Genomic DNA, 22275 nt, shown 5'->3' on the forward strand with positions numbered 1-22275 from the left:
GTTCCGTCCTCTTCCGGTCCCACTCCGATCCCGCACGGATACGGTCCCGAACCGACCCGGTCCGGGTCCGGTCGGGTTCGGAAGAAAGACGCTCGCATCGTACGGATGGTTGCGGAGGAGCGGGGCGGACGACATCACACCCGGTCCCGAGGAGTCTCGAAGCCGTTCCCAAGCAGGCACTTTTGCGCCAACAGCCGACTATTCAAGATCACTTGTCGGCGGTACCCGGGCGTGTTGTCAGTGGCAGGTGCGAGGATGCCCCCAGCACGTGACGTGTGGAGTGGGGATTCACACCGCCCCGTGCCGACCTGTACCGGACGACGCGTCCGTGCGCGGTGGGGGGAGATCAGTGGGTATTCCTCTGTCGGGCACCCCGCGCAGAAGGGACCGCTGACGGCGATGCAGATCCGGCTGACCGTCCTGGCGCCGCGCAGCGGCCATGCCGCCGCGCGCGCGTGCGACGTGCTCGTCACCGCCCCGGCGGGTACGGCGCTGGCCGCCGTCGCCTCCGGGCTCGCCACGGCCGTCTCGGGCCTCGACGCCTCCTCGGGCGCCGTCGTCCTCTACGCGGGCCGCGAGCGGCTCGACGCCCAGCGCCGCACCCTCGGCGAGCCGCCGCTGATCGACGGCGCGGTGCTCTCGCTCCAGGTCCCCGGCGAGGACGACGCGCCCGCCGACGACGTCCCGGCCCAGCTCCATGTCGTCGCGGGCCCCGACGCGGGCGGGGTGCATCTGCTGCACGGCGGACAGATCAGGATCGGCCGGTCCGCGGAGGCCGATGTGCCGCTGGACGACCCGGACGTCTCGCGGCTGCACTGCGCGGTGACGGTCGGCGAGGACGGCCGGGTCTCGGTCGCGGACCTCTCCTCCACGAACGGGACGACGCTGGAAGGCGTCGCGGTGGGCGGCCGGCCGGTCCCGCTCCCGCCCGGCGCGCTGCTGCGGCTCGGTGAGTCCGCCCTCCGGCTCACGGTCGGGGCGCGTACGGCCACGCTGCCGACGGCGCCGGACGGCGAGGGCCATCTGCGGATCGTCCGGCCGGGCAAGGACGGCCGGGGCCCGCTCCCGCAGGGCGCGGAGAGCGGCCAGGGCGGCGGCGCGCACCGCTCGTCGGAGGCCCACGCCCCGGTCCACGGCGACGGCGGCGCGACGGCGGCCACCGGCCCCGAGACGGGCGCGTACGGCACCGGCGGCTACGCGACGGACGGTTCCTCGTACGGCCCCGCGGGCGCCTCACCGGGTCCGCAGTACGGCGGCGCGCGGCGCGAGCCCGCTCCCGCCCACGGTCCGGCCGCGCCGGGCGCGGCGGCCGGACCGGGCGAGGCCCCGGCCGAGGAGACCCGGAGCCGTGGCGAGGGGCACGCGCCCCGCGCGTACGGCGGGTCCGTCCCCTCCGGCGCGTCGAGCCGGGTCCTGGGCCCGCGGTACGGCAACCCCCCGGGCGCCCCGCGCCTGCCCGACCCCCGCAGCGCCGACACGCACTTCGGCAGCCGCCCGGCGGCGGGCTCCCCCGACGGCACGCACAGCAGGGCGGCGGCGCCGGACCCGGCGTACGGGACGGGCGCGGTCGCGGATACCGGGGGCGTGGACGCGCGCGGCGCCGAGGACGGCCCGCAGTCGCACAGCAGGACGTCCGGTTCGCGGCGGCAGGGCACGCCCGCGCGCGGGACCGAGACACCCGACGCGGCGGCCAGACGGCGTGGCGGCATAGGCGCCTGGGCCCGGCGGCTCGCCGGAAGCCGCGGCGAGGAGCTGCCGGAGTCCGGCCCCGGCCCGCTGCCCGCCGCCGGTACGGCCGGGCGCGCCCCGCGCGCGGAGACCTGGCCCGATCCGGCCGCGGTCCTGCTGACGGCGCTCGGCCCGGGACCCCGGCTGTGGGAGCGGGACAGCCGCCATCCCGAGGCGCTCGCCGTACGGCTCGGCACGGCCGACCGGGCCGCTCCGGACGGTGGCGGCCCCGTGCCCTCCGTACCGGTCACCGTCGGCCTGCGCGAGGCCGGGTCGCTCGGCCTCGCGGGCCCCAGGGAGCGGCTGGCGGGGCTGGCCAGGGCGGTCGTGGCGCAGCTCGCCGCGCTGCACTCCCCCGCCGATCTGGAGATCGTGCTGATCAGCGCGGACCGTACGAGAAGCCTGGAGGAGCGCAGACGGGACTGGGGCTGGCTCGGCTGGCTGCCGCATGTACGGCCCACCCACGGCCAGGACTGCCGGCTGCTGCTCGCCTACGACCGCGAGCAGGCGGCGGCCAGGACAGCCGAGCTGACCCGGCGGCTCGACGACGGCCCCATGGGGCCCGGCTGGGCGTCGGCCGACCCGTGGACCATCACGGAGGCCGCCGCCCGTCACGACGGGCCGTACACGATCGTGATCGTCGACGGCGACCCCGGGACCGCCGCGCTGCGCGAGTCGGCGGCGCAGCTGGCGGGCGCGGGCGCTGCGGCGGGTGTCCATGTCCTCTGTCTCGCCGAGACGGACGCCGCCTCGCCCCTCTCCCCGATCGCCGCGACCTATGAGATGGCGTGCGCGGCCTCGCTCCCCTTCCGCGAGTGCGGGGCCGTCGCCCTGCTGAGCGGTGATGTGGCCACCGCGCTGCGGCTGCTGCGTACAGCGGTGGGACAGCCCGCCGGGCATGGCACGGTCGCCGTCGTGGACGCGGTCTCGACGGCCTGGGCCGACCGCTTCGGGCGGGCGCTGGCGCCGCTGCGCGCTTCGGGGGGCGGCGGCCGGGGGCGGCCCGCCGCGGCGCTCCCGCGCACCGCCCGGCTGCTCGACGAGCTGGGGCTGGCGCGGGCCACCCCGGCGTCCCTGATGGCCCGGTGGGCGTCCGCCGCCGACCGCACCGGCGACTGCACGGCGGTCCTGGGCGCCGGTCCGCGCGGCCCGGTGAGCGTCGATCTGACCGAAGAGGGCCCGCATCTGCTGATCGAGGGGCCGGCGGGGAGCGGCCGTACGGAGCTGCTGCGCTCCGTCGCCGCCTCGCTGGCCGCCGCCGGCCGGCCCGACCGGCTGGGGCTGCTGCTGGTCGACGGCGCCGGGGGCGAGCGCGGCGAGGGGCTGTCCGTCTGTACGGAACTGCCCCATGTGACCGAGCATCTGATCGCCTCCGACCCGGTCAGGATGCGGCAGTTCGCGCAGGCGCTGGGGGCCGAGCTGAAGCGCCGGGCCGAACTGCTGGGACGGCTCGACTTCACGGAGTGGCACAACCGGCACGAGGTGGCGGAGCGGATAGTCGGCCAGCGCGCGCCGGGCGCCGCCGAGCAGCGGGCGGGCCGGCGCGGCGAGTCCCGCCCCGAGCGCGGAACCGATCAGCGCGGAACCGATCAGCGCGGTGGCGACTCGCGCGGTGGCGATCCGCGCGCGGCCGAGCAGTACGGTACGGACCAGCACCACCCCGACCCGTACCGGACCGAGCCCCACCGGACCGACCCGCACCGCGGCGACCCGGATCCGCACGCGAACGGCACGCTCCGGCTCAGGACCGCCTCGGCCCGTACGGAACAGCCGCAGACGCGGCAGCGGTCCCAGGACCCCGCGCCCCTCCCCCGGCTCATCGTGCTGGTCGACGACTTCGACGCGCTGGTCGCGCCCGCCCTCGGCAGTCCCGGCCGGCCCGCGGCCGGTTCGGTCGTACGGGCCCTGGAGGCCGTGGCCAGGGAGGGCGAGCGGCTCGGCGTCCATCTGGTGGCCACCTCGGCCCGCCCCGACCGCACGGTCGACACGGAGCTGGCCCAGGGCGCGCGGCTGCGGGTCGTGCTGGACGCGCCGCCCGTCGCGCCGTCCCCGGACGACCCGGCGCCCGGCCGCGGCCGGCTCGGCCATCCGGACGGCCGCGTCACGCCGTTCCAGGGCGGGCGGGTCACCGGCCGTATCCCGCGTACGGCGACGCTGCGGCCCACGGTCGTGCCCCTGGAATGGGAGCGGATGGGCGACCCGCCGGCCCGCCGGCCGGTCAGGGAGCTGGGCAACGGTCCGACGGATCTGGCCCTGCTCGCGAGCGCTCTCGAACGGGCCGCCCGATCCGTCGACGCCGTACCTGTCGCACCACTGACCCCGGCTCACCCCTGAAGATCCCCGGACAGGGCATACGTCCGTCGTGGCACGTCACGAGCCCATCACGATCAACGGTCCCGGACCGGGAAGGCTATTGCGGCGCCCTCCCACGCGGCGTAGGACTGTGCGCACGGGACGAGTGCAGCGCTGCCACGTCACGGCCGCGTCGCCGGTCCCGCTTGCGTAGATCCGTACGCACACGGGAGAGACGGGGCAGTGATGCGCACAACTCGTAGAGCTAACAAGGCTCTTGGGACCGACAGGGGCGGGCTCGGCAGGAACGGGCTCGGCACGCGCCGGGCAGCGGTGGCGATCGTCGCCGTCGGCGCCGTGGCCCTCAGCGGCTGCGGCGGCGATTCCAGCGACGACAAGGGCTCGGGCGACACCGCGAGCAAGGCGCCCGCCGCCACGGTCCAACTGCCCAAGCTGAACGGCGAGACGATCCAGGTCGCGGCCGTCTGGACCGGCCCCGAGCAGGAGAACTTCACCAAGGTCCTCAGCGAGTTCGAGAAGCGCACCGGTGCGACGGTCACGTTCGTCCCCGCGCAGGACCCGATCGTCAACTTCCTCGGGACGAAGATAGCCGGTGGCAGCCCGCCGGATGTCGCGATGCTGCCGCAGGTCGGCGCCATCCAGCAGGCCGTGGAGAAGAAGTGGGCCAAGCCGGCCGGCGCCGAGGCCAAGGCCCAGCTCGCGAAGAACTACAGCAAGGGCTGGCAGGACCTCGGCGCGGTGGACGGCACGCAGTACGGCGTGTACTTCAAGGCCGCCAACAAGTCGCTGGTCTGGTACAACAACGCCGCGTTCGAGAACGCGGGCGCCGTGGCCCCCAAGACCTGGCAGGACCTGCTGAAGACGGCCGAGACGATCTCGGCCTCGGGTGTCACGCCGGTCTCGGTCGCGGGCGCGGACGGCTGGACGCTCACCGACTGGTTCGAGAACATCTACCTCTCCCAGGCGGGCCCGGAGAAGTACGACCAGCTCGCCAAGCACGAGATCAAGTGGACCGACGGCTCCGTGAAGGACGCGCTGACCACGCTCGGCCAGCTCTTCGGCAAGCCGAACCTGATCGCGGGCGGTACGGACGGCGCGCTCCAGACGGAGTTCCCCGCGTCCGTCACCCAGACGTTCACCGGCGGCGACCAGCCCAAGGGCGCGATGGTCTTCGAGGGTGACTTCGTCGGCGTCAACATCGGCCAGACCGAGGCGAAGATCGGTACGGACGCGAAGGTCTTCCCGTTCCCCGCGGTGGGCCCCGACGCCCCGGTGGTGACCGGTGGCGACGCGGCCGTGGCGCTCAAGGACACCAAGGGCGCGCAGGCGCTGCTGACCTTCCTGGCGTCCACGGACGCCGCGAAGATCTGGGCGGAGACGGGCGGATTCGTCTCGCCGAACAAGTCCCTGGACCCCGCCGCGTACCCGAACGACGTCCAGCGCGACATCGCCAAGGCGCTGATCGCCGCGGGCGACGACTTCCGCTTCGACATGTCGGACCAGATGCCGCAGTCGTTCGGCGGTACCCCCGGCAAGGGCGAGTGGAAGGCGCTCCAGGACTTCCTGAAGAACCCGAAGGACGTCGCGGCGATCCAGCAGCAGCTGGAGGCGGCCGCGGCCAAGGCGTACACGAGCTGACGCGATGAAGTCGGCGGTCTCGGGGGGCACCACGGCGGTGCCCCCCGCCAAGGGCAAACGCAAGAGCGTGACAGGCACACGCAAACTCGTCGCGGCCGGCTTCCTGCTGCCCGCGCTGGTGCTGCTGGGCGCGCTCGTGGTCTACCCCATCGGGTTCTCGGTCTACCGGTCCTTCTTCGACAAGTCCGGTGACAGCTTCGCCGGACTCGACAACTACATCGAGCTCTTCTCCGACGACACCATCCTGACCGCGGTCAAGAACAACGCGATCTGGGTGGTGGTGGCGCCCACCATCGCCACCGCGCTCGGGCTGATCTTCGCCGTACTCACCGAACGGGTGCGCTGGAGCACGGCCTTCAAACTCGTCATCTTCATGCCGATGGCGATCTCGATGCTCGCGTCGGGCATCATCTTCCGGCTCGTGTACGAACAGGACCCGGAGCGCGGCATCGCCAACGCGGTCGCGGTGGGTGTGCACGACACGTTCAACGAGTCGGCGGCCTTCCCCAGGGCGCGTCCGCTGCCGGTGCATCCGCTGAAACCGGCGGGCGGCGGCGCGTTCGTCACCAAGGAGCCCGCGAGAGCCGGGACGGAGGTCCTGCTCCCGCTGGTCGGCGTGGCGCCCGCGAAGATGCCGTCCGACGCGGCGCCCGCCAAGGCCGCGCGGCCGGCGGACGGCCGGGTCACCGGCACCGCCTGGCTGGACTTCACCAAGGGCGGCGGCGGCAAGCCCAATGTCATCGACGCCAAGGAGCTGGGCCTCAAGGGCATCGCGGTGGAGGCGGTCAAGGACGGCAAGGTCGTCGCCTCCACGACCGCGGGCGCCGACGGTACGTTCAGCCTGCCGGAAGCGGCCGACGGGGCCCAGCTCAGGCTGCCCGCGGCCAACTTCAGGGAGCCGTACAACGGCGTGGACTGGCTCGGGCCCTCCCTGGTCACGCCCGCCATCATCGGCAGCTACATCTGGATGTGGGCCGGGTTCGCGATGGTGCTGATCGCGGCGGGGCTCGCGAGTGTGCCCCGTGAACTCATGGAGGCCGCACGGGTGGACGGTGCCACGGAGTGGCAGGTCTTCCGCCGGATCACCGTGCCGCTGCTGGCGCCGGTGCTCGCGGTCGTCATGGTCACGCTGATGATCAATGTGCTGAAGATCTTCGACCTGGTCTTCATCATCGCGCCGGGCTCGTCCCAGGACGACGCGAACGTGCTGGCGCTCCAGCTCTACCGCTCGTCGTTCGGTACGGACGCGGATCTCGGCGTGGGCAGCGCCATCGCCGTACTGCTGCTCCTGCTGGTGATCCCGGTGATGCTGTTCAACATACGACGCATGCGAAGGGAGACTCGCCGATGACCACGAACGACGGTGCGATCAAGGTCAAGGCGAAGCAGCCCCTCGCCGGCCGGATCGCCGCCCGCGCGGGCGGCGGGGTGATGCGGGTCTTCCTGGTCCTGGTGGGTCTGTTCTGGCTGATGCCCACGATCGGTCTGCTGATCTCCTCGCTGCGCGACGCCACGGACATCAGCGCGAGCGGCTGGTGGCAGGTGTTCACCGCGCCCGCGCAGCTCACCACCGAGAACTACTCGCGGCTCTTCGACAACGACATCATCACCAACTCGCTGCTCTCCACGATCGTGATCACCGTCCCGGCGACGCTCCTGGTCGTGGTGATCGGCTCGCTCGCCGGATACGCCTTCGCGTGGATGGACTTCCCGGGGCGCGACTGGTGGTTCCTGGTGGTCGTGGGGCTGCTGGTGGTCCCGGTACAGGTGGCGCTGGTCCCGGTCTCGAAGCTGTTCGGCGCCGTCGGCATCTTCGAGACGACCTTCGGCGTGGTGCTCTTCCATGTCGCCTTCGGTCTGCCCTTCGCGATCTTCCTGCTGCGGAACTTCTTCGCGGAGATCCCGAGGGAGCTGCTGGAGGCCGCGCGGCTCGACGGAGCGGGCGAGATACGCCTGTTCGTACGGGTCGTGATGCCGCTGGGCGGTCCGGCGATCGCCTCGCTCGGCATCTTCCAGTTCCTCTGGGTCTGGAACGACATGCTGGTCGCGCTGATCTTCGCGGACTCGAAGAACCCGCCGATCACCGTCGCGCTCCAGCAGCAGGTACGGCAGTTCGGCAACAACATCGACGTCCTGGCGCCCGGCGCCTTCGTGTCGATGATCATCCCGCTGGTCGTGTTCTTCGCGTTCCAGCGGCAGTTCGTGACGGGCGTGATGGCGGGAGCCGTCAAGTAACGCCCACGTAGCCGCACTTACGACGGTGTGGGTGACGGACAACGGTGTGGGGCGGGGGAGGACGGGCCGCGGGGCGGCCGGTCCTCCCCCGTCGCGCTGTCGGGGCCGGACACCTGTTCCGCGCGTCCCCCGTGCGCCGGCCCCGGCGTAACCGGTCCACCCCGCCGGCCGTTCCCGGGCCATGACCCGGTTCAGCGTCATCGTCTCCATACGACGACGGGCGGGCGGCGGAGCGGGTCGTACGCCATGTCTTCCTCGGCGGCACGACGAACCCGCCGGGGGCCGCTTCGCTCGGGCAGCGGGCGGGCGCCGGTCAGTCGTGGTGGCCGAGCGCCGCGACCGCCGAGGCCGCCAGATCGTCGAGATAGCCCGGGGGCAGGTCGCTCCTGACCACCACGAGCCGCCAGTAGAGCGGTCCGACGATCAGATCCAGCGCCCGGTCGGCGTCCGCGCCCTCGGGAAGCTCACCGCGCTCGACCGCCGCGCGGACGATCACCGCGGCGATCCCCCGCTGTCCGTCGAGCAGCGCCGCCTTGATCGCGTCGGAGATCTCGGGGTGCCGGGCGGCCTCCACCAGAAGATCCGGGATGACCCGCGAGGCCACCGGGTGGCGCAGGGCGTGGGAGGCCACTTCGAGCAGGGCGCGCACATCGCCGTGGAGCGAACCGGTCCCGGGGGCGGGCAGCCCCTGCGCCGCGAACGCGGAGACCAGATCGAGGACCAGCTCCAGCTTGGACTTCCAGCGGCGGTAGACGGCGGTCTTGCCGACCCCGGCCCGGCGCGCGATGCCCTCGATGGACATCCGGGCGAAGCCGACGGCGGCCAGTTCCTCGAAGACGGCGGCGCGGATGGCGTCGGTGACGTCCTCGCGGAGCACGGCGGCTCCCGCCGGGACGCGGCGTGCGGTGCGCGGGGCGCTGGTCCGGGGGTCCGTGGCGCGGGAGTCGGCAGCGGGGTCGGTAGTCATCGCGTACGAGCATAGCGCCGTGCGGCGTGACGACGACACGGTTGCGTTGCGACGTACTCCGTCCTACCTTTGGCGTTACGACGATACGTACCCGTTCCGTCGCCGGGACCGTCCTCGGAACCCCGTCGAAAGCGACCCCTCGTGAGCCAGACGATCGCACCGGCCACACCGGCCTCAGCGGTCCCGGAGCCCGATACAGGCACCGGGACCGATCTCAGCGCCCTCGCCCGCCGCCACGGCCTGACCGTGAGCGGCGCCCGCCCCGCCCTGCCCGCCTATGTCCGCGCCCTGTGGTCGCGCCGGCATTTCATCGGCGCCTTCGCGACCGCCCGGCTGACCGCCCAGTACAGCCAGGCGAAGCTGGGCCAGATCTGGCAGATCATGACCCCGCTGCTGAACGCGACGGTCTACTACTTCATCTTCGGTGTGCTGCTCAACACCAAGCACGGCATACCGGACTTCGTCCCGTTCCTGGTCACGGGCGTCTTCATCTGGACCTTCACCTCGAACTCGATCATGGCCGGCACCCGCGCGATCTCCGGCAACCTCGGTCTCGTACGGGCCCTGCACTTCCCGCGCGCCGCCCTGCCGATCGCCCTCGCGCTCCAGCAGCTCCAGCAACTGCTGTTCTCCATGGGCGCGCTGGTGGTGATCCTGGTCTGCTTCGGCCAGTACCCGGCGGTCGGCTGGCTGCTCGCGCTGCCGGCCCTGCTGCTCCAGTCGCTCTTCAACACCGGTGTCTCGATGGCCGTGGCCAGGCTCGCGGCCAGGACGCCGGACATCTCGCAGCTGATGCCGTTCCTGCTGCGCACCTGGATGTATGTGTCGGGCGTGATGTGGAGCGTCGACAAGGTCACGGGCGGCGGCGATCTGCCGCATGTGGTGACGGTGATCCTGCGGTACAACCCGGCCGCCGTCTTCATCGATCTGGTGCGCTTCGCGCTCATCGACAGCTACACGGCCGGTCAGCTGCCCCCGCACGTCTGGGCCGCCGCCCTCGGCTGGGCGCTGCTCGCGGGCGTCGGCGGGTTCCTGTTCTTCTGGAAGGCCGAGGAGGAGTACGGACGTGGCTGAGGAGAGGAAGAGCACGGAGAAGGACACGGGCACGGACGCGGGCACGGATACGGAGGCGGACACGGGCGCGGGTACGGACAGCTCCGGGCGGTCGACCGCGCCGGAACGCGTCCCCACCGTCGTCGTCGACGGCGTCCATGTCACCTATACGGTGCACGGCACCCGGGGCGACCGGGGCAGCGCCACCTCGGCGCTGAGCCGGATCGTCTCGCGCCGCTCGGCGCCCGGCGCGCGCGAGGTGCACGCCGTCAAGGGCGTCGGTTTCGCCGCGTACAAAGGGGAGGCCATCGGACTGATCGGCTCCAACGGGTCCGGCAAGTCGACCCTGCTGAAGGCGATCGCGGGGCTGCTGCCGCCGTCCCGTGGCAAGGTCTTCACCCGTGGTCAGCCCTCGCTCCTCGGCGTCAACGCGGCGCTGATGAGCGATCTGACCGGCGAGCGGAACGTCATCCTCGGCGGGCTGGCGATGGGCATGTCACGGGAGCAGGTCCGTGGCCGCTACGACGACATCGTGGAGTTCTCCGGGATCAACGACAAGGGCGACTTCATCTCGCTGCCGATGCGCACGTACTCCTCGGGGATGGGCGCCCGGCTGCGCTTCTCGATCGCCGCCGCCAAGAGCCATGACGTACTGCTGATCGACGAGGCGCTGTCGACCGGCGACGCGAGGTTCCAGCGCCGCAGCCAGGAGCGCATCGCCGAGCTGCGCGCGGAGGCCGGCACGGTCTTCCTGGTCAGCCACAGCAACAAGTCCATCCTCGACACCTGTGACCGGGCGCTCTGGCTGGAGTCGGGGACGCTGCGGATGGACGGCCCGGCAGGGGATGTCGTCGCGGCGTACGAGGAGTTCACCGGCAAGAAGAAGTAGCCCCGGAGGCCCCTGTGGCCCCGGGGCCTCCGGGGCTGACGCGCGAGAAGGGGCGCCCTGCTCATCGCGAGCCGGGCGCCCCTCCCTCGGTGAACCGCTCAGCTGTGCGTACGCAGCAGCGTGCGCATCGTCCGCATCGCGACCGACAGATTCGCCAGATCGAACGCGTCCGACCCCTGGATCTCCTCCAGCGTGGCCCGCGAACGGCCGAGGATCGCGGCGTTCTTCCGCTCCCACGCCATGAAGCGCTCCTCGGGCGTCGAGTCGCTGTCGCCCACGGCCAGTACGTCCGCCGTCAGCGCGGCGTGCGCCGCGTACAGGTCCTCGCGGATGGAGGCACGGGCCATGGACTGCCAGCGGTCGGCCCGCGGCAGCTCCACGATCCGGTCCATCAGCTGGGTGATCCGCAGCCGGTCACCGAGGTCGTAGTACACCTCGGCGACGGCCAGCGGGTCCTGGTCCGTACGGTCCGCGATCGCCACGATGTCGAGCGTCGGGAAGGCGGACGAGAAGCTCGCCACCCGCAGGGCCAGCTCCTCCGGGATTCCCGCCTCGGTCAGCTCCGCCAGGATCCGCTGGTACCACGCCAGCTCCGCGCCGCGCAGCATCGGGGGCAGCTGCGCCCAGACCCGCTCGACCCTCGCCGCGAAGAACTCGATGGTCCCCGCGATCTCCAGCGGCTGCGGCCGGTTGCCCAGCAGCCAGCGCGTACCGCGTTCGACCAGCCGGCGGGAGTGCAGCCTGACCCGGGTCTGGACATCGGCCGCCACCTGGTTGTCCAACGCCTCGACGGCGTCCCAGACGGCGTTCAGCCCGAAGATCTCCCGGGCCGCGGCCTGGGCCCTCACGATCTCCTCGGTCGACGCCCCGGTCTCCTCCCGCAGCCGGTGCAGGAAGGTCGAACCACCGGTGTTGACGGTGTCGTTGACGAGCACCGTCGTCACGATCTCGCGGCGCAGCGCGTGCGCGTCGATCTGCTCGGCGAACTTCTCCCGCAGCGCCTGCGGGAAGTACGCGTGCAGCAGCTTGCGCAGATAGGGGTCGTCGGGCAGCTCGGTGTGGATCAGCTCCTCCGCCACCGTGATCTTGGTGTAGGCGAGCAGCACGGCCAGTTCGGGCTGGGACAGGCCCTTGCCCGCGTTGAGCAGTTCGCGGATCTGCCGGTCGCTGGGCAGGAACTCCAGCGCCCTGTCGAGATGTCCGTCGCGCACCAGACGGCGCATGAACCGCTGGTGGGCGTGGAGCAGGGACGGGGCCTGGGCCACGGCGTTGGCGAGCGCGGTGTTCTGCGCGTAGTTGTTGCGCAGCACGAGCGCGCCGACCTCGTCGGTCATCGCGGCGAGCAGGGTGTTGCGCTGCTTGACGGTCATGTCGCCGTCCGTGACCAGGCTGTTGAGCAGGATCTTGATGTTCACCTCGTGGTCGGAGGTGTCGACGCCCGCGCTGTTGTCGATGGCGTCGGTGTTGACCTTGCCGCCCTCGCCGCCGGCGCCGCGGCGGGCGAACTCGATACGGCCGAGCTGGGTCAGCCCCAGGTTGCCGCCCTCGCCGACGACCTTGACCCGCAGGTCCTCGCCGTTGACACGGATCGAGTCGTTGGCCTTGTCGCCGACGTCGGCGTCGGTCTCGGTGGAGGCCTTCACATACGTACCGATGCCGCCGTTCCACAGCAGGTCCACAGGCGCCTGGAGAATCGCCTTCATCAGCTCGGCGGGCGTCAGCTTGGAGACACCGGGCTCGATGCCGAGCGCCTCACGGACATGCGCGTTGACGGGGATCGCCTTGGCCGTGCGCGGGTGGATTCCGCCGCCCTGCGACAGCAGTTCCTTGTCGTAGTCGGCCCACGACGAGCGCGGCAGCTCGAACAGCCGGCGGCGCTCCGCGTACGAGGTGGCCGCGTCCGGGTGCGGGTCGAGGAAGATGTGCCGGTGGTCGAAGGCCGCGACCAGCCGGATGTGCTCGGAGAGCAGCATGCCGTTGCCGAACACGTCACCGGACATGTCGCCGACACCGACGACCGTGAGGTCCTCGGTCTGGGTGTCATGGCCCAGCTCGCGGAAGTGCCGCTTGACGGACTCCCAGGCGCCGCGCGCCGTGATGCCCATGCCCTTGTGGTCGTAGCCCGCGCTGCCGCCGGAGGCGAAGGCGTCCCCGAGCCAGAAGTCGTAGGCGACCGCGACGTCGTTGGCGATGTCGGAGAAGCTCGCGGTGCCCTTGTCGGCGGCGACGACCAGATATGTGTCGTCCTCGTCGTGCCTGACCACATCGGCCGGCGGCACGACCTCGCCCGCCACCATGTTGTCCGTGATGTCGAGCAGCGCCGAGATGAAGATCTTGTACGAGGCGATGCCCTCGGCCAGCCAGGCGTCCCGGTCCGCGGCCAGGTCGGGCAGCTGTTTGGCGACGAAGCCGCCCTTGGCGCCGACTGGCACGATCACGGTGTTCTTGACCATCTGCGCCTTGACCAGGCCGAGGATCTCCGTACGGAAGTCCTCGCGCCGGTCGGACCAGCGCAGACCGCCGCGGGCGACCTTGCCGAAGCGCAGATGGACGCCCTCGACGCGCGGGGAGTACACCCAGATCTCGTACGCCGGGCGGGGCGCGGGCAGATCGGGGATGGCCTGCGGGTCGAACTTCATCGACACATAGCTGTGCTGTTCGCCCGCGGCGGTCTTCCGGCCCGGCTCGCCCTTCTCCCCCTTCTCCCCCTTCTCCGCCTTGTCGCCGTCGCCGGCGCGCTGGAAGAAGTTGGTCCGCAGCGTGGCCTTGATGAGGGTGAGGAAGGACCTGAGGATGCGGTCCTCGTCCAGGCTCGCGACCTGGTCCAGGGCACCGTCCAGCTCCTCCAGCATCGCTTCCGTCAGCTCGATGCCGGCGCGCTGACGGCCCGGCGACATCCTGGCCTCGAAGAGGGAGACCAGCAGCCGGGTGGTGTGGACGTTGCTGCGGAGGGTGTCCTCCATGTAGTCCTGGCTGAAGGTCGAGCCGGACTGGCGCAGGTACTTGGCGTACGCGCGCAGCACCATCGCCTGCCGCCAGTCCAGACCCGCCCGCAGGACGAGGGAGTTGAAGCCGTCGTTCTCCGCGGCTCCGGTCCACACGGCGGCGAAGGCGTCCTGGAAGCGCTGACGGTCGTCCTCGGTGAGGAAGTCACCGCCGCCGCCCTGGGGCAGCCGCAGGCCGAAGTCGTAGATCCAGGCGTGGGTACGGTCCGAGCAGCGCAGTTCGTACGGGCGCTCGTCGACGACCTCGACGCCGAGCCGCTGGAGCACCGGCAGGACGGCGGAGAGGGAGACCTGCTCGCCCGAGCGGTAGATCTTGAAGCGGCGCTCGCCGGGGCCGGCGCCGACCGGCTCGTACAGCGAGAGCGCGAAGTCCGAGCCCGCCTCGGCGCTGGTGACCGCCTCCAGATGGGCCAGGTCGGCGACGGCGGCGCGCGGGGAGTGGTCGGCCTTGTAGCCCTCGGGGAAGGCGGAGCCGTACCTGCGCAGAAGTTCGGCGGCGCGCTCCTCACCGCACTCGGCGGTCAGCGCCTCGCCGAAGGCGTCGGCCCAGGAGCGGGCGGCCTCGACGAGCCGGGCCTCGATCCGCTCGGTGTCGGCGTCGGTGAGCTTCGCCAGCTGGGTGCCCCGGGGGACCCGGACGACGAAGTGCAGCCGGGAGAGGATCGATTCTGTGTTCCACGCGGTGAAGTCGACACTGGTCCCGCCGAGTTCCTCCTTGAGGATCTCGACCAGCCGGAGCCGGACGCCCGTGGTGTAGCGGTCACGCGGCAGATAGACGAGGGCGGAGTAGTAGCGCCCGTACTCGTCCTGGCGGAGGTAGAGGCGCAGGCGCCTGCGTTCCTGGAGATACAGCACGCTGGTGACAATCGAGCGGAGTTCGTCGACGGGCGTCTGGAACAGCTCGTCGCGTGGATAGGTCTCCAGGATCTGGAGCAGATCACGGCCGTCGTGACTGTTGGGCGAGAGCCCCGCGCTCTCCAGGACCTCCGCGACCTTGCGGCGGATCACCGGCACCCGGCGGACCGACTCGGTGTACGCGGCCGAGGAGAAGAGCCCGAGGAAGCGCCGCTCGCCGACGACATTGCCCTTGGCGTCGAACTTCTTGACGCCGACGTAGTCGAGATAGCCGGAGCGGTGGACCGTGGCGCGGCTGTTGGCCTTGGTGAGGACGAGCAGCTTGTGCTCACGTGCCTTGGCGCGGGCGTCGGCGGGCAGCCGGCTGAAGGACGGGCTGACCGGGTGGTCCTCGTCGCCGGTGTGCGCAGGATCGGAGCGCAGCACGCCGAGACCGGTGCCGGGCACGGCGGAGAGCGCGTCACTGTCCGTCAGCTGATACTCGCGGTAGCCGAGGAAGGTGAAGTGGTCGGCGGCGAGCCAGCGCAGCAGCTCCCTGGCCTCCTCGACCTCCTGGTCGCGCAGATCGTCGGCGGTCGGCTCGCTGGGCAGTTCCTCGGCGATGCGCAGCGCGGCGTCCCGCATCTTCTCCCAGTCCTCGACGGTCTCGCGGACGTCGGAGAGGACCCGCAGCAGATCGGCGGTCATCTGCCGGAGATCGGCCTGGTCGGTCTCGCGGTCGATCTCGACATGGATCCAGGACTCGATGAAGACGTCGTGCCGGGGCGCCGCGGAGGTGACCGCCTCTTCGGGCAGCACCTCGATCAGCTTGCCGGTGACGTCGCGGCGTACGGCGATCTGAGGATGGACCACGGCGTGGATGCCACGGCCCTGGCGCGAGATCTCGTTGGTGACGGAGTCGACCAGGAACGGCATGTCGTCGGTGACGACCTCGACCACGGAGTGGCGGCAGGTCCAGCCGTTCTCCTCGACGGTCGGGGTGTGCACCCGTACGTTCGCCGTGCCCTGGGGGCGATTCCCGGCCAGGCGGTAGTGGGAGAGCGCCGCCCCGACGACGTCGACCGGGTCGCGGTCCGCCAGGTCCTCGGGAGCGGTGTGCAGGTAGTAGCGCTGGAGGTACGCGAGAAGGCCGTCCCGGTCGGGGCCGTCCTCCTGGCCGCCGGCGCCGCGGGATCCGGCCGAGGCCTCGTCCTTCCGGGGGCGGGCCCCCAGCCCCCCGGTTCCCCCCACCGGGCTGTTCTCAGCGGCCCGAGCCGCCTGTTCGAGCAGCTCGGCCTTGGCTTCGTCCAGCTTGGTCTGCATGTCCTCTGGCTCCTGTCGCGCGCCGTTGCGTGACGTAGGTGAAGGAAGCGACACAACGCCACGACGCGGGGTTTCCGGTCTGAGTCGACGTTATGCCGCGATGAGAGATGTCCGGGGCGTTATTGGCCAATTTTGGCAGTCGACCCGGGTCAAGATCCTGCCCCGATTCCTGTCCCGAGGGGACCGGTCCTGGGGGACCAGCGATCGCCCGGGCGCTGTCGCGCTCCGGGCGCAGGCGGGGGGCTTCGCTGCCCCCACGGCATATCGCGCTGATCACGGGCACCAGGCTATCGCCCTTGACCGGGGCGCCGTCATGGGCCGCATGTGTACAAATACGGGGTATCAACTTTGACACTCTGGACAGCGACACGGACGCCCATCGGGGGCTCACCGCTGCGCCCGGCACGGCGCCCTTCGCCGACGCACCCTCGCCGACGCGCGCCGACCGGGACGACACTGGTCCACAGGACGACACTGGTCGACAGATGGACAGACCGACACACTCTCTCCGGGAGCAGTCATGGCAGCCAAGGTTCTGATCGTCACCGGCGACGCCGCCGAGTCGCTGGAAGTGCTCTACCCGTACCAGCGCCTGCGCGAGGAGGGATACGAGGTCCATATCGCCGCTCCGACCCGTAAGAAGCTTCAGTTCGTGGTCCATGACTTCGAGCCCGGCTTCGACACCTACACCGAGAAGCCCGGCTACACCTGGCCCGCCGATCTGGCCTTCGCCGAGGTCGACGCGACGCAGTACGCGGCCCTGGTCATCCCGGGCGGCCGCGCCCCCGAGTATCTGCGCGGCGACCCGGAGCTGCGCAAGATCCTCAAGTCCTTCTTCGACGCCGACAAGCCCGTCGCCCAGATCTGTCACGGGCCGCTGCTGACGGCCGCGATCGGCGAGCTGGCCGGCCGCCGGGTGACGGCGTATCCGGCCCTGGAGCTGGACATGCAGGCGGCCGGGGCCACGTTCCAGGACACCGAGTCGGTGGTGGACGGCACGCTCGTCTCGTCCCGCGCCTGGCCCGACCACCCGGCCTGGATGCGCGAGTTCCTCACCGTGCTGCGCGCCAAGGCCCCGGTGACCTGACCGGCGGAGCCCCGGCGCTTCCCCCGTTTGTCCCGTCCTGACGCCTGACGCCGCGCGCGGCGTCAGGCGTCAGACGCCGCGCCGTCTCCGTCAGGACGTCAGGCGCCGCGCCGTCTCGACCGCCTCCGCGAGCGTGTCCACCACCGGTACGCCCACCGCCTCCAGGCTGGCCCGGCTGTGCGAACCCCCCGTGTACAGCACGGCACGCGCGCCCACATGCGCCGCCGCCAGCGCGTCGTCGACCGCGTCGCCGATCACCACCGTCCGCTCGGCGGATATCGCGCCCGTCGACGCCAGCGCGGTCAGATGCCGCTCCATGTGCACCGCCTTGCTGCCGCCGGACGGGCCCGTCCGGCCGTCGACACGGACGAAGTGGCTCTCGATCCCGTATCCCCGCACCACCGGAACCAGCTGCTCGTGCCCGTACATGCTCAGCAACGACTGGCTGTCCCCGGCCAGCCGCCACTGCGCCAGCAGTTCCTCGACGCCCTCCGTGAGCCCGCAGCCGGTCCGCCGCTCCGTGTAGTGCCGGTGGAAGATCTCGTCCATGACGGCCCACTCGGCGTCGCTGGGCAGGCGGCCCATCAGCCGCTCGTAGAACTTCGGGACCGGGACGCAGTACAGCTCGCGGTAGGTGTCCAGCGTGATGGACTCCAGCCCTATCTCCGCGAAGGCCGCGTTGGTCGCCCCGATGACCGCCTGGATGTCATCGAGGATGGTGCCGTTCCAGTCCCAGACCAGATGCGTGTTCTGCTTCCCCATGCCGAAAACGGTACCGGCCGGGTCTGACAACGGCCCCGCCGGAACTCCGCGAGGGCCGCCGTCGGCCGCTCAGCCGATCAGGTTGGGGATCTCCTGGACGCCGTACCAGAGCAGTTCGTGGTCCTCCGCGCCGTCCACCGTGAACTGCGCGTCGTCGTCCCCGTGGTCGGCCGCGCCCAGTGCCGCCGCCGCGGCCGACACATCGGCGTCCGCCTCGTCGGAGTCGACGTGCACCGCGGCCGCCTTCGACAGCGCGATCGGGTCGGCGATCCGCACCTCGCCGAGGCCCGCGTCGTCGAGTCCGCGGTCGGGATCCGACACGGCCTCCCGGTCCGGTCCATCGGCCGCCACGACCACCCGGCGGCGCCCGGCCGCCGGATCGGCGGCGAGCAGCCGGAGCGAGGCGGCCGCGGCGCGGTTGAGGGCCGCGTACTCCAGTTCCTCGATGTCGTCGGAGACGTACCACTCGCGCAGCCCGGGGGTCACCGCGTACGCGGTCAGCGGTCCCGGTCCCAGCTCACCCGCCTTGTGCGCCTCAGCGAGGCCAGGAAGGGTCAGGGGGACGTAGACGCGCATGGCTGGCCGCTTTCGTAGTCGGGAGAGCACCTAAGGATACGTGCGGGAGTCCCTCTTCGGGGTGACGCTCATGGAGCCCCCAGGCGTCCACCGGGCACCGCACGCCACCTCGCCGCCGGGCCCGGTATCGTCCGCCGGTCACCCTGATAGGTGATTCCGGCCCCGCGCGCTCCGCGTCGGCACCGGTCTTGCGGGCGTCCCCCAAGGGCCCGTAAAAGATCCCCCAACAGAAGTTACCGGCCGGTAGTCGAACTGGCCGGGCAGAACGGGGGCGATCTGCGTGAACACGACCAGTACCACCACGGCGACCGGCACCACCGCCCCGAGCGGCACCGCGGCTTCGAGCAGCACCGTCGCTCCGGGCAGCACCGTCGCTGCGGGCGGCAACACCACCACGGCGGCCGACACGGCGAGGGGCCGGACCACCGCCGCCGCGAGGCCGCCCGGCCGGCGCGACCAGCGCAGGCCGGGCGCCGTACGCCCGCAGCGGCGCCCGCACCTCCCGCCGCCGCACGAACTCTTCGCGGAGCGCCTGCTCGCCGTCCTCAGCGGCCACCGCCCCGTGCACTGGATGCTCGGCCAGACCATCGGCGAGGCGTACGAGCAACTCGTCCGGCTCGCGCCCGGCACCCCGCTCAGGGCACGGGGCGCCCGTCCCGTCATCCGTACCTGCCGCGCCTTCCAGCCACGCCCGGGAGCGGTAGAGGCCGCCGCCAGCATCGCCGCGGGCGACCAGGTGCGCGCGATGGCCTTCCGGCTGGAACAGGGCGCCGACCTGCGCTGGCGCTGCGCCGCGGTCGAGCTCGGCGGAGAACGCGCATGAGGGACGTACAGGGAGCGGACGGCGGACGGACGAGGGACAGGAGGGGACGGCGGACGGACGAGGGACGGGAGGGGACGGACGTGGCGGCGCACATGAGGGCGGGCCGGGGCGCGCACTCGCTGTGCGCCCCGGCCCGCCCTCGTCCGTCGTACCGCCTCCGGCGGAGGCTTGGCGGCGGCCTACTTCTTGCGGCGACGCCCGCCGCTCGTGCCCTTCTGGGCCTTACGCCGCTCGGCGCGCGTCATCCCGTCCGACGTCGACCGCGTCGGCCCCTCGGCGCTCTGGAAGTCGCCCTCGACGATGCCGCCCTCGCCGTCCACCGTGGGAGCGGAGAAGTGCAGCCGGTCGGGCCGCTGCGGCGCGTCGAGACCCTTCGCGCGGATCTCCGGACGCGCGGTGCCCGCGGGCACCGCGTCGTCCTTCTTGGCGAGCGAGGGACGCTCGGCCGCGTCCTGCACCGGGACCTCCTCGACCTGCTGCTCGACCTGGACCTCCAGGTTGAACAGATAGCCGACGGACTCCTCCTTGATGCCGTCCATCATGGCGTTGAACATGTCGAAGCCCTCGCGCTGGTACTCGACCAGCGGGTCCTTCTGCGCCATGGCCCGCAGGCCGATGCCCTCCTGGAGGTAGTCCATCTCGTAGAGGTGCTCGCGCCACTTGCGGTCCAGGACGGACAGCACCACGCGCCGCTCCAGCTCGCGCATGATGTCCGAGCCGAGCTGGTTCTCGCGCTCCTCGTACTGGGCGTAGATGTCGTCCTTGACGGACTCCGCGATGAACTCGGCGGTGATCCCGGCGCGGTCGCCCGTCGCCTCCTCCAGCTCGTCCACCGTGACCTTCGTCGGGTAGAGCTGCTTGAAGGCTCCCCACAGCCGGTCGAGGTCCCACTCCTCGGCGAAGCCCTCGACGGTCTCCGCCTGGATGTACGCGTCGATCGTGTCGTCCATGAAGTGGCGCACCTGCTCCTGCAGGTCCTCGCCCTCCAGGACGCGGCGCCGCTCGCCGTAGATGACCTCACGCTGGCGGTTGAGCACCTCGTCGTACTTCAGGACGTTCTTACGCGTCTCGAAGTTCTGCTGCTCGACCTGGGACTGGGCGGAGGCGATGGCGCGCGTCACCATCTTGTTCTCGATCGGGACGTCGTCCGGCACATTGGCCATGGCCATCACGCGCTCGACCATCTGCGCCTTGAACAGCCGCATCAGGTCGTCGCCGAGGGAGAGGTAGAAGCGGGACTCGCCGGGGTCGCCCTGGCGGCCGGAACGACCGCGCAGCTGGTTGTCGATACGGCGCGACTCGTGCCGCTCGGTGCCCAGGACGTACAGCCCGCCGAGGTCCTTGACCTCCTCGAACTCCGCCTTCACCGCCTGCTCGGCCTTCTCCAGCGCGGCCGGCAGGGCGGCGGCCCACTCCTCGACGTGCTCGACGGGGTCCAGGCCGCGCTGGCGCAGCTCCGCCTCCGCGAGATCGTCGGGGTTGCCGCCGAGCTTGATGTCCGTACCGCGTCCCGCCATGTTCGTGGCGACGGTGACGGCGCCCTTGCGGCCGGCCTGGGCGACGATCGTCGCCTCCCGGTCGTGCTGTTTGGCGTTGAGCACCTCGTGCTGGACACCGCGCTTGTTGAGCTGCTGCGAGAGGTACTCGGACTTCTCGACCGAGGTGGTGCCGACCAGGATCGGCTGCCCCTTCTCGTGCTTCTCCGCGATGTCGTCCACGACCGCCGCGAACTTGGCGACCTCGGTGCGGTAGATCAGGTCGGACTGGTCCAAGCGGACCATGGGCCGGTTCGTCGGGATCGGCACGACGCCCAGCTTGTAGATCTGGTGGAACTCGGCGGCCTCGGTCATGGCCGTACCGGTCATGCCGGAGAGCTTGCCGTAGAGGCGGAAGAAGTTCTGCAGGGTGATCGTGGCGAGGGTCTGGTTCTCGTCCTTGATGTCCACCCCTTCCTTCGCCTCGATCGCCTGGTGCATGCCCTCGTTGTAACGGCGGCCGGCGAGGATACGGCCGGTGTGCTCGTCGACGATCATGACTTCGCCGTCGATGACGACGTAGTCCTTGTCGTTCTTGAACAGTTCCTTGGCCTTGATGGCGTTGTTCAGATAACCGACGAGCGGGGTGTTCACCGACTCGTACAGGTTGTCGATGCCCAGCCAGTCCTCGACCTTGGACACACCGGGCTCATGGATGGCCACGGTGCGCTTCTTCTCGTCGACCTCGTAGTCGCCGGTCTCCTCGATGCCCTTGAGCGGGTTGCCCGCCTCGCCCCTCGTCAGCCGGGTGACCAGCTTGGCGAAGTCGCCGTACCACTTGGTGGCCTGGTCGGCGGGGCCGGAGATGATCAGCGGCGTACGGGCCTCGTCCACGAGGATCGAGTCGACCTCGTCGACGATGGCGTAGTTGTGGCCGCGCTGGACCAGCTCCTCCTGGGACCACGCCATGTTGTCGCGCAGGTAGTCGAACCCGAACTCGTTGTTCGTGCCGTACGTGATGTCACAGGCGTACTGCTCACGGCGCTGCGCGGGCGACATGTTCGCCAGGATGCAGCCGACCTTGAGGTCCAGGAACTTGTGGACGCGGCCCATCATCTCGGAGTCGCGTTCGGCCAGGTAGTCGTTCACCGTGATCAGGTGGACGCCCTTGCCTGACAGCGCGTTGAGATACGCGGGCAGCGTGCCGACGAGGGTCTTGCCCTCACCGGTCTTCATCTCGGCGACATAGCCGAGGTGCAGGGCGGCTCCGCCCATCAGCTGCACGTCGTAGTGACGCTGGCCGAGGACGCGCTTGGCCGCCTCGCGGACGGTCGCGAAGGCCTCGGGGAGCAGGTCGTCAAGGCTCTCACCGTCGGCGTACCGCTCTTTGTACTCGGCGGTGAGCGCCCTCAACTCGGCGTCGGAGAGGGTTACGAAATCCTCTTCGATGGAGTTGACCTGGTCCGCGATGCGGTGCAGTTTGCGCAGGATCTTGCCTTCGCCTGCACGCATGAGCTTGTTGAAGACGGACACTGAGGTTGGTCTCCTTGCCGGTCGGGCCTGGCAC

Annotated in this window: 12 protein-coding genes and 1 pseudogene; 8 read left to right on the forward strand and 5 right to left on the reverse strand. The window is 71.2% G+C overall.

Annotated elements, in window-relative coordinates; all coding sequences use genetic code 11:
* Positions 1 to 399: 399 nt before the first annotated feature.
* From ACZ7LS_RS04720 to ACZ7LS_RS04735, 4 genes are all read left to right on the forward strand, one after another.
* Positions 400 to 4062, forward strand: a complete 3663-nt coding sequence (locus ACZ7LS_RS04720; RefSeq protein WP_385136691.1) for an FHA domain-containing protein — start codon at positions 400 to 402, stop codon at positions 4060 to 4062.
* Between the two features lie 204 nt (positions 4063 to 4266).
* The gene (locus tag ACZ7LS_RS04725; RefSeq protein ID WP_382530098.1) at positions 4267 to 5679 is read left to right on the forward strand and encodes an ABC transporter substrate-binding protein; all 1413 of its coding nucleotides are present in this window, start codon (positions 4267 to 4269) and stop codon (positions 5677 to 5679) included.
* Positions 5680 to 5683: 4 nt separating this feature from the next.
* Positions 5684 to 7030 carry a carbohydrate ABC transporter permease gene (locus ACZ7LS_RS04730; RefSeq protein WP_382530096.1) on the forward strand — a complete coding sequence of 449 codons (1347 nt, stop codon included), beginning with the start codon at positions 5684 to 5686 and terminating at the stop codon, positions 7028 to 7030.
* The gene (locus ACZ7LS_RS04735; protein WP_129769401.1) at positions 7027 to 7914 is read left to right on the forward strand and encodes a carbohydrate ABC transporter permease; all 888 of its coding nucleotides are present in this window, start codon (positions 7027 to 7029) and stop codon (positions 7912 to 7914) included. Before ACZ7LS_RS04730 ends, ACZ7LS_RS04735 begins: the two co-directional genes overlap by 4 nt.
* A gap of 313 nt (positions 7915 to 8227) precedes the next feature.
* On the opposite strand, the gene ACZ7LS_RS04740 is transcribed toward ACZ7LS_RS04735, so the two are convergent.
* Positions 8228 to 8881, reverse strand: a complete 654-nt coding sequence (locus ACZ7LS_RS04740) for a TetR/AcrR family transcriptional regulator (protein WP_382530093.1) — start codon at positions 8879 to 8881, stop codon at positions 8228 to 8230.
* Between the two features lie 141 nt (positions 8882 to 9022).
* Here ACZ7LS_RS04740 and ACZ7LS_RS04745 point away from each other — a divergent pair, with 141 nt between their 5' ends.
* Together ACZ7LS_RS04745 and ACZ7LS_RS04750 are read left to right on the forward strand one after the other, a co-directional pair.
* A complete protein-coding gene (locus tag ACZ7LS_RS04745; RefSeq protein WP_385136688.1) occupies positions 9023 to 9955 on the forward strand; it encodes an ABC transporter permease in 933 nt (310 codons plus the stop codon).
* 151 nt (positions 9956 to 10106) lie between these two features.
* On the forward strand, positions 10107 to 10823 hold the full coding sequence (locus ACZ7LS_RS04750) for an ABC transporter ATP-binding protein (RefSeq protein ID WP_385136706.1): 717 nt from the start codon (positions 10107 to 10109) through the stop codon (positions 10821 to 10823).
* 98 nt (positions 10824 to 10921) lie between these two features.
* On the opposite strand, the gene ACZ7LS_RS04755 is transcribed toward ACZ7LS_RS04750, so the two are convergent.
* Positions 10922 to 15985 (reverse strand): NAD-glutamate dehydrogenase, encoded by a 5064-nt coding sequence (locus ACZ7LS_RS04755; protein WP_385136687.1) that lies wholly within the window; start codon positions 15983 to 15985, stop codon positions 10922 to 10924.
* A gap of 520 nt (positions 15986 to 16505) precedes the next feature.
* Between ACZ7LS_RS04755 and ACZ7LS_RS04760 the strand changes: the two genes are divergently transcribed.
* A complete protein-coding gene (locus ACZ7LS_RS04760) occupies positions 16506 to 17072 on the forward strand; it encodes a DJ-1/PfpI family protein (RefSeq protein ID WP_382530975.1) in 567 nt (188 codons plus the stop codon).
* A gap of 90 nt (positions 17073 to 17162) precedes the next feature.
* Here the strand turns inward: ACZ7LS_RS04760 and ACZ7LS_RS04765 are convergent, their stop codons facing one another.
* Positions 17163 to 17834: an HAD family hydrolase gene (locus ACZ7LS_RS04765; protein ID WP_382530973.1), complete on the reverse strand. Its 672-nt coding sequence runs from the start codon at positions 17832 to 17834 to the stop codon at positions 17163 to 17165.
* A 69-nt stretch (positions 17835 to 17903) separates the two neighbouring features.
* The gene (locus ACZ7LS_RS04770) at positions 17904 to 18410 is read right to left on the reverse strand and encodes a DUF6912 family protein (protein ID WP_385136685.1); all 507 of its coding nucleotides are present in this window, start codon (positions 18408 to 18410) and stop codon (positions 17904 to 17906) included.
* A gap of 424 nt (positions 18411 to 18834) precedes the next feature.
* Between ACZ7LS_RS04770 and ACZ7LS_RS04775 the strand changes: the two are divergent.
* Positions 18835 to 19233: pseudogene (locus ACZ7LS_RS04775) on the forward strand (Rv3235 family protein); the annotation flags it as partial.
* Positions 19234 to 19412: 179 nt separating this feature from the next.
* On the opposite strand, the gene secA reads toward ACZ7LS_RS04775, so the two are convergent.
* The gene (gene secA, locus ACZ7LS_RS04780) at positions 19413 to 22241 is read right to left on the reverse strand and encodes a preprotein translocase subunit SecA (RefSeq protein WP_382530775.1); all 2829 of its coding nucleotides are present in this window, start codon (positions 22239 to 22241) and stop codon (positions 19413 to 19415) included.
* Positions 22242 to 22275: the final 34 nt, after the last annotated feature.

The sequence above is a fragment of the Streptomyces sp. NPDC039430 genome, from assembly GCF_055639435.1.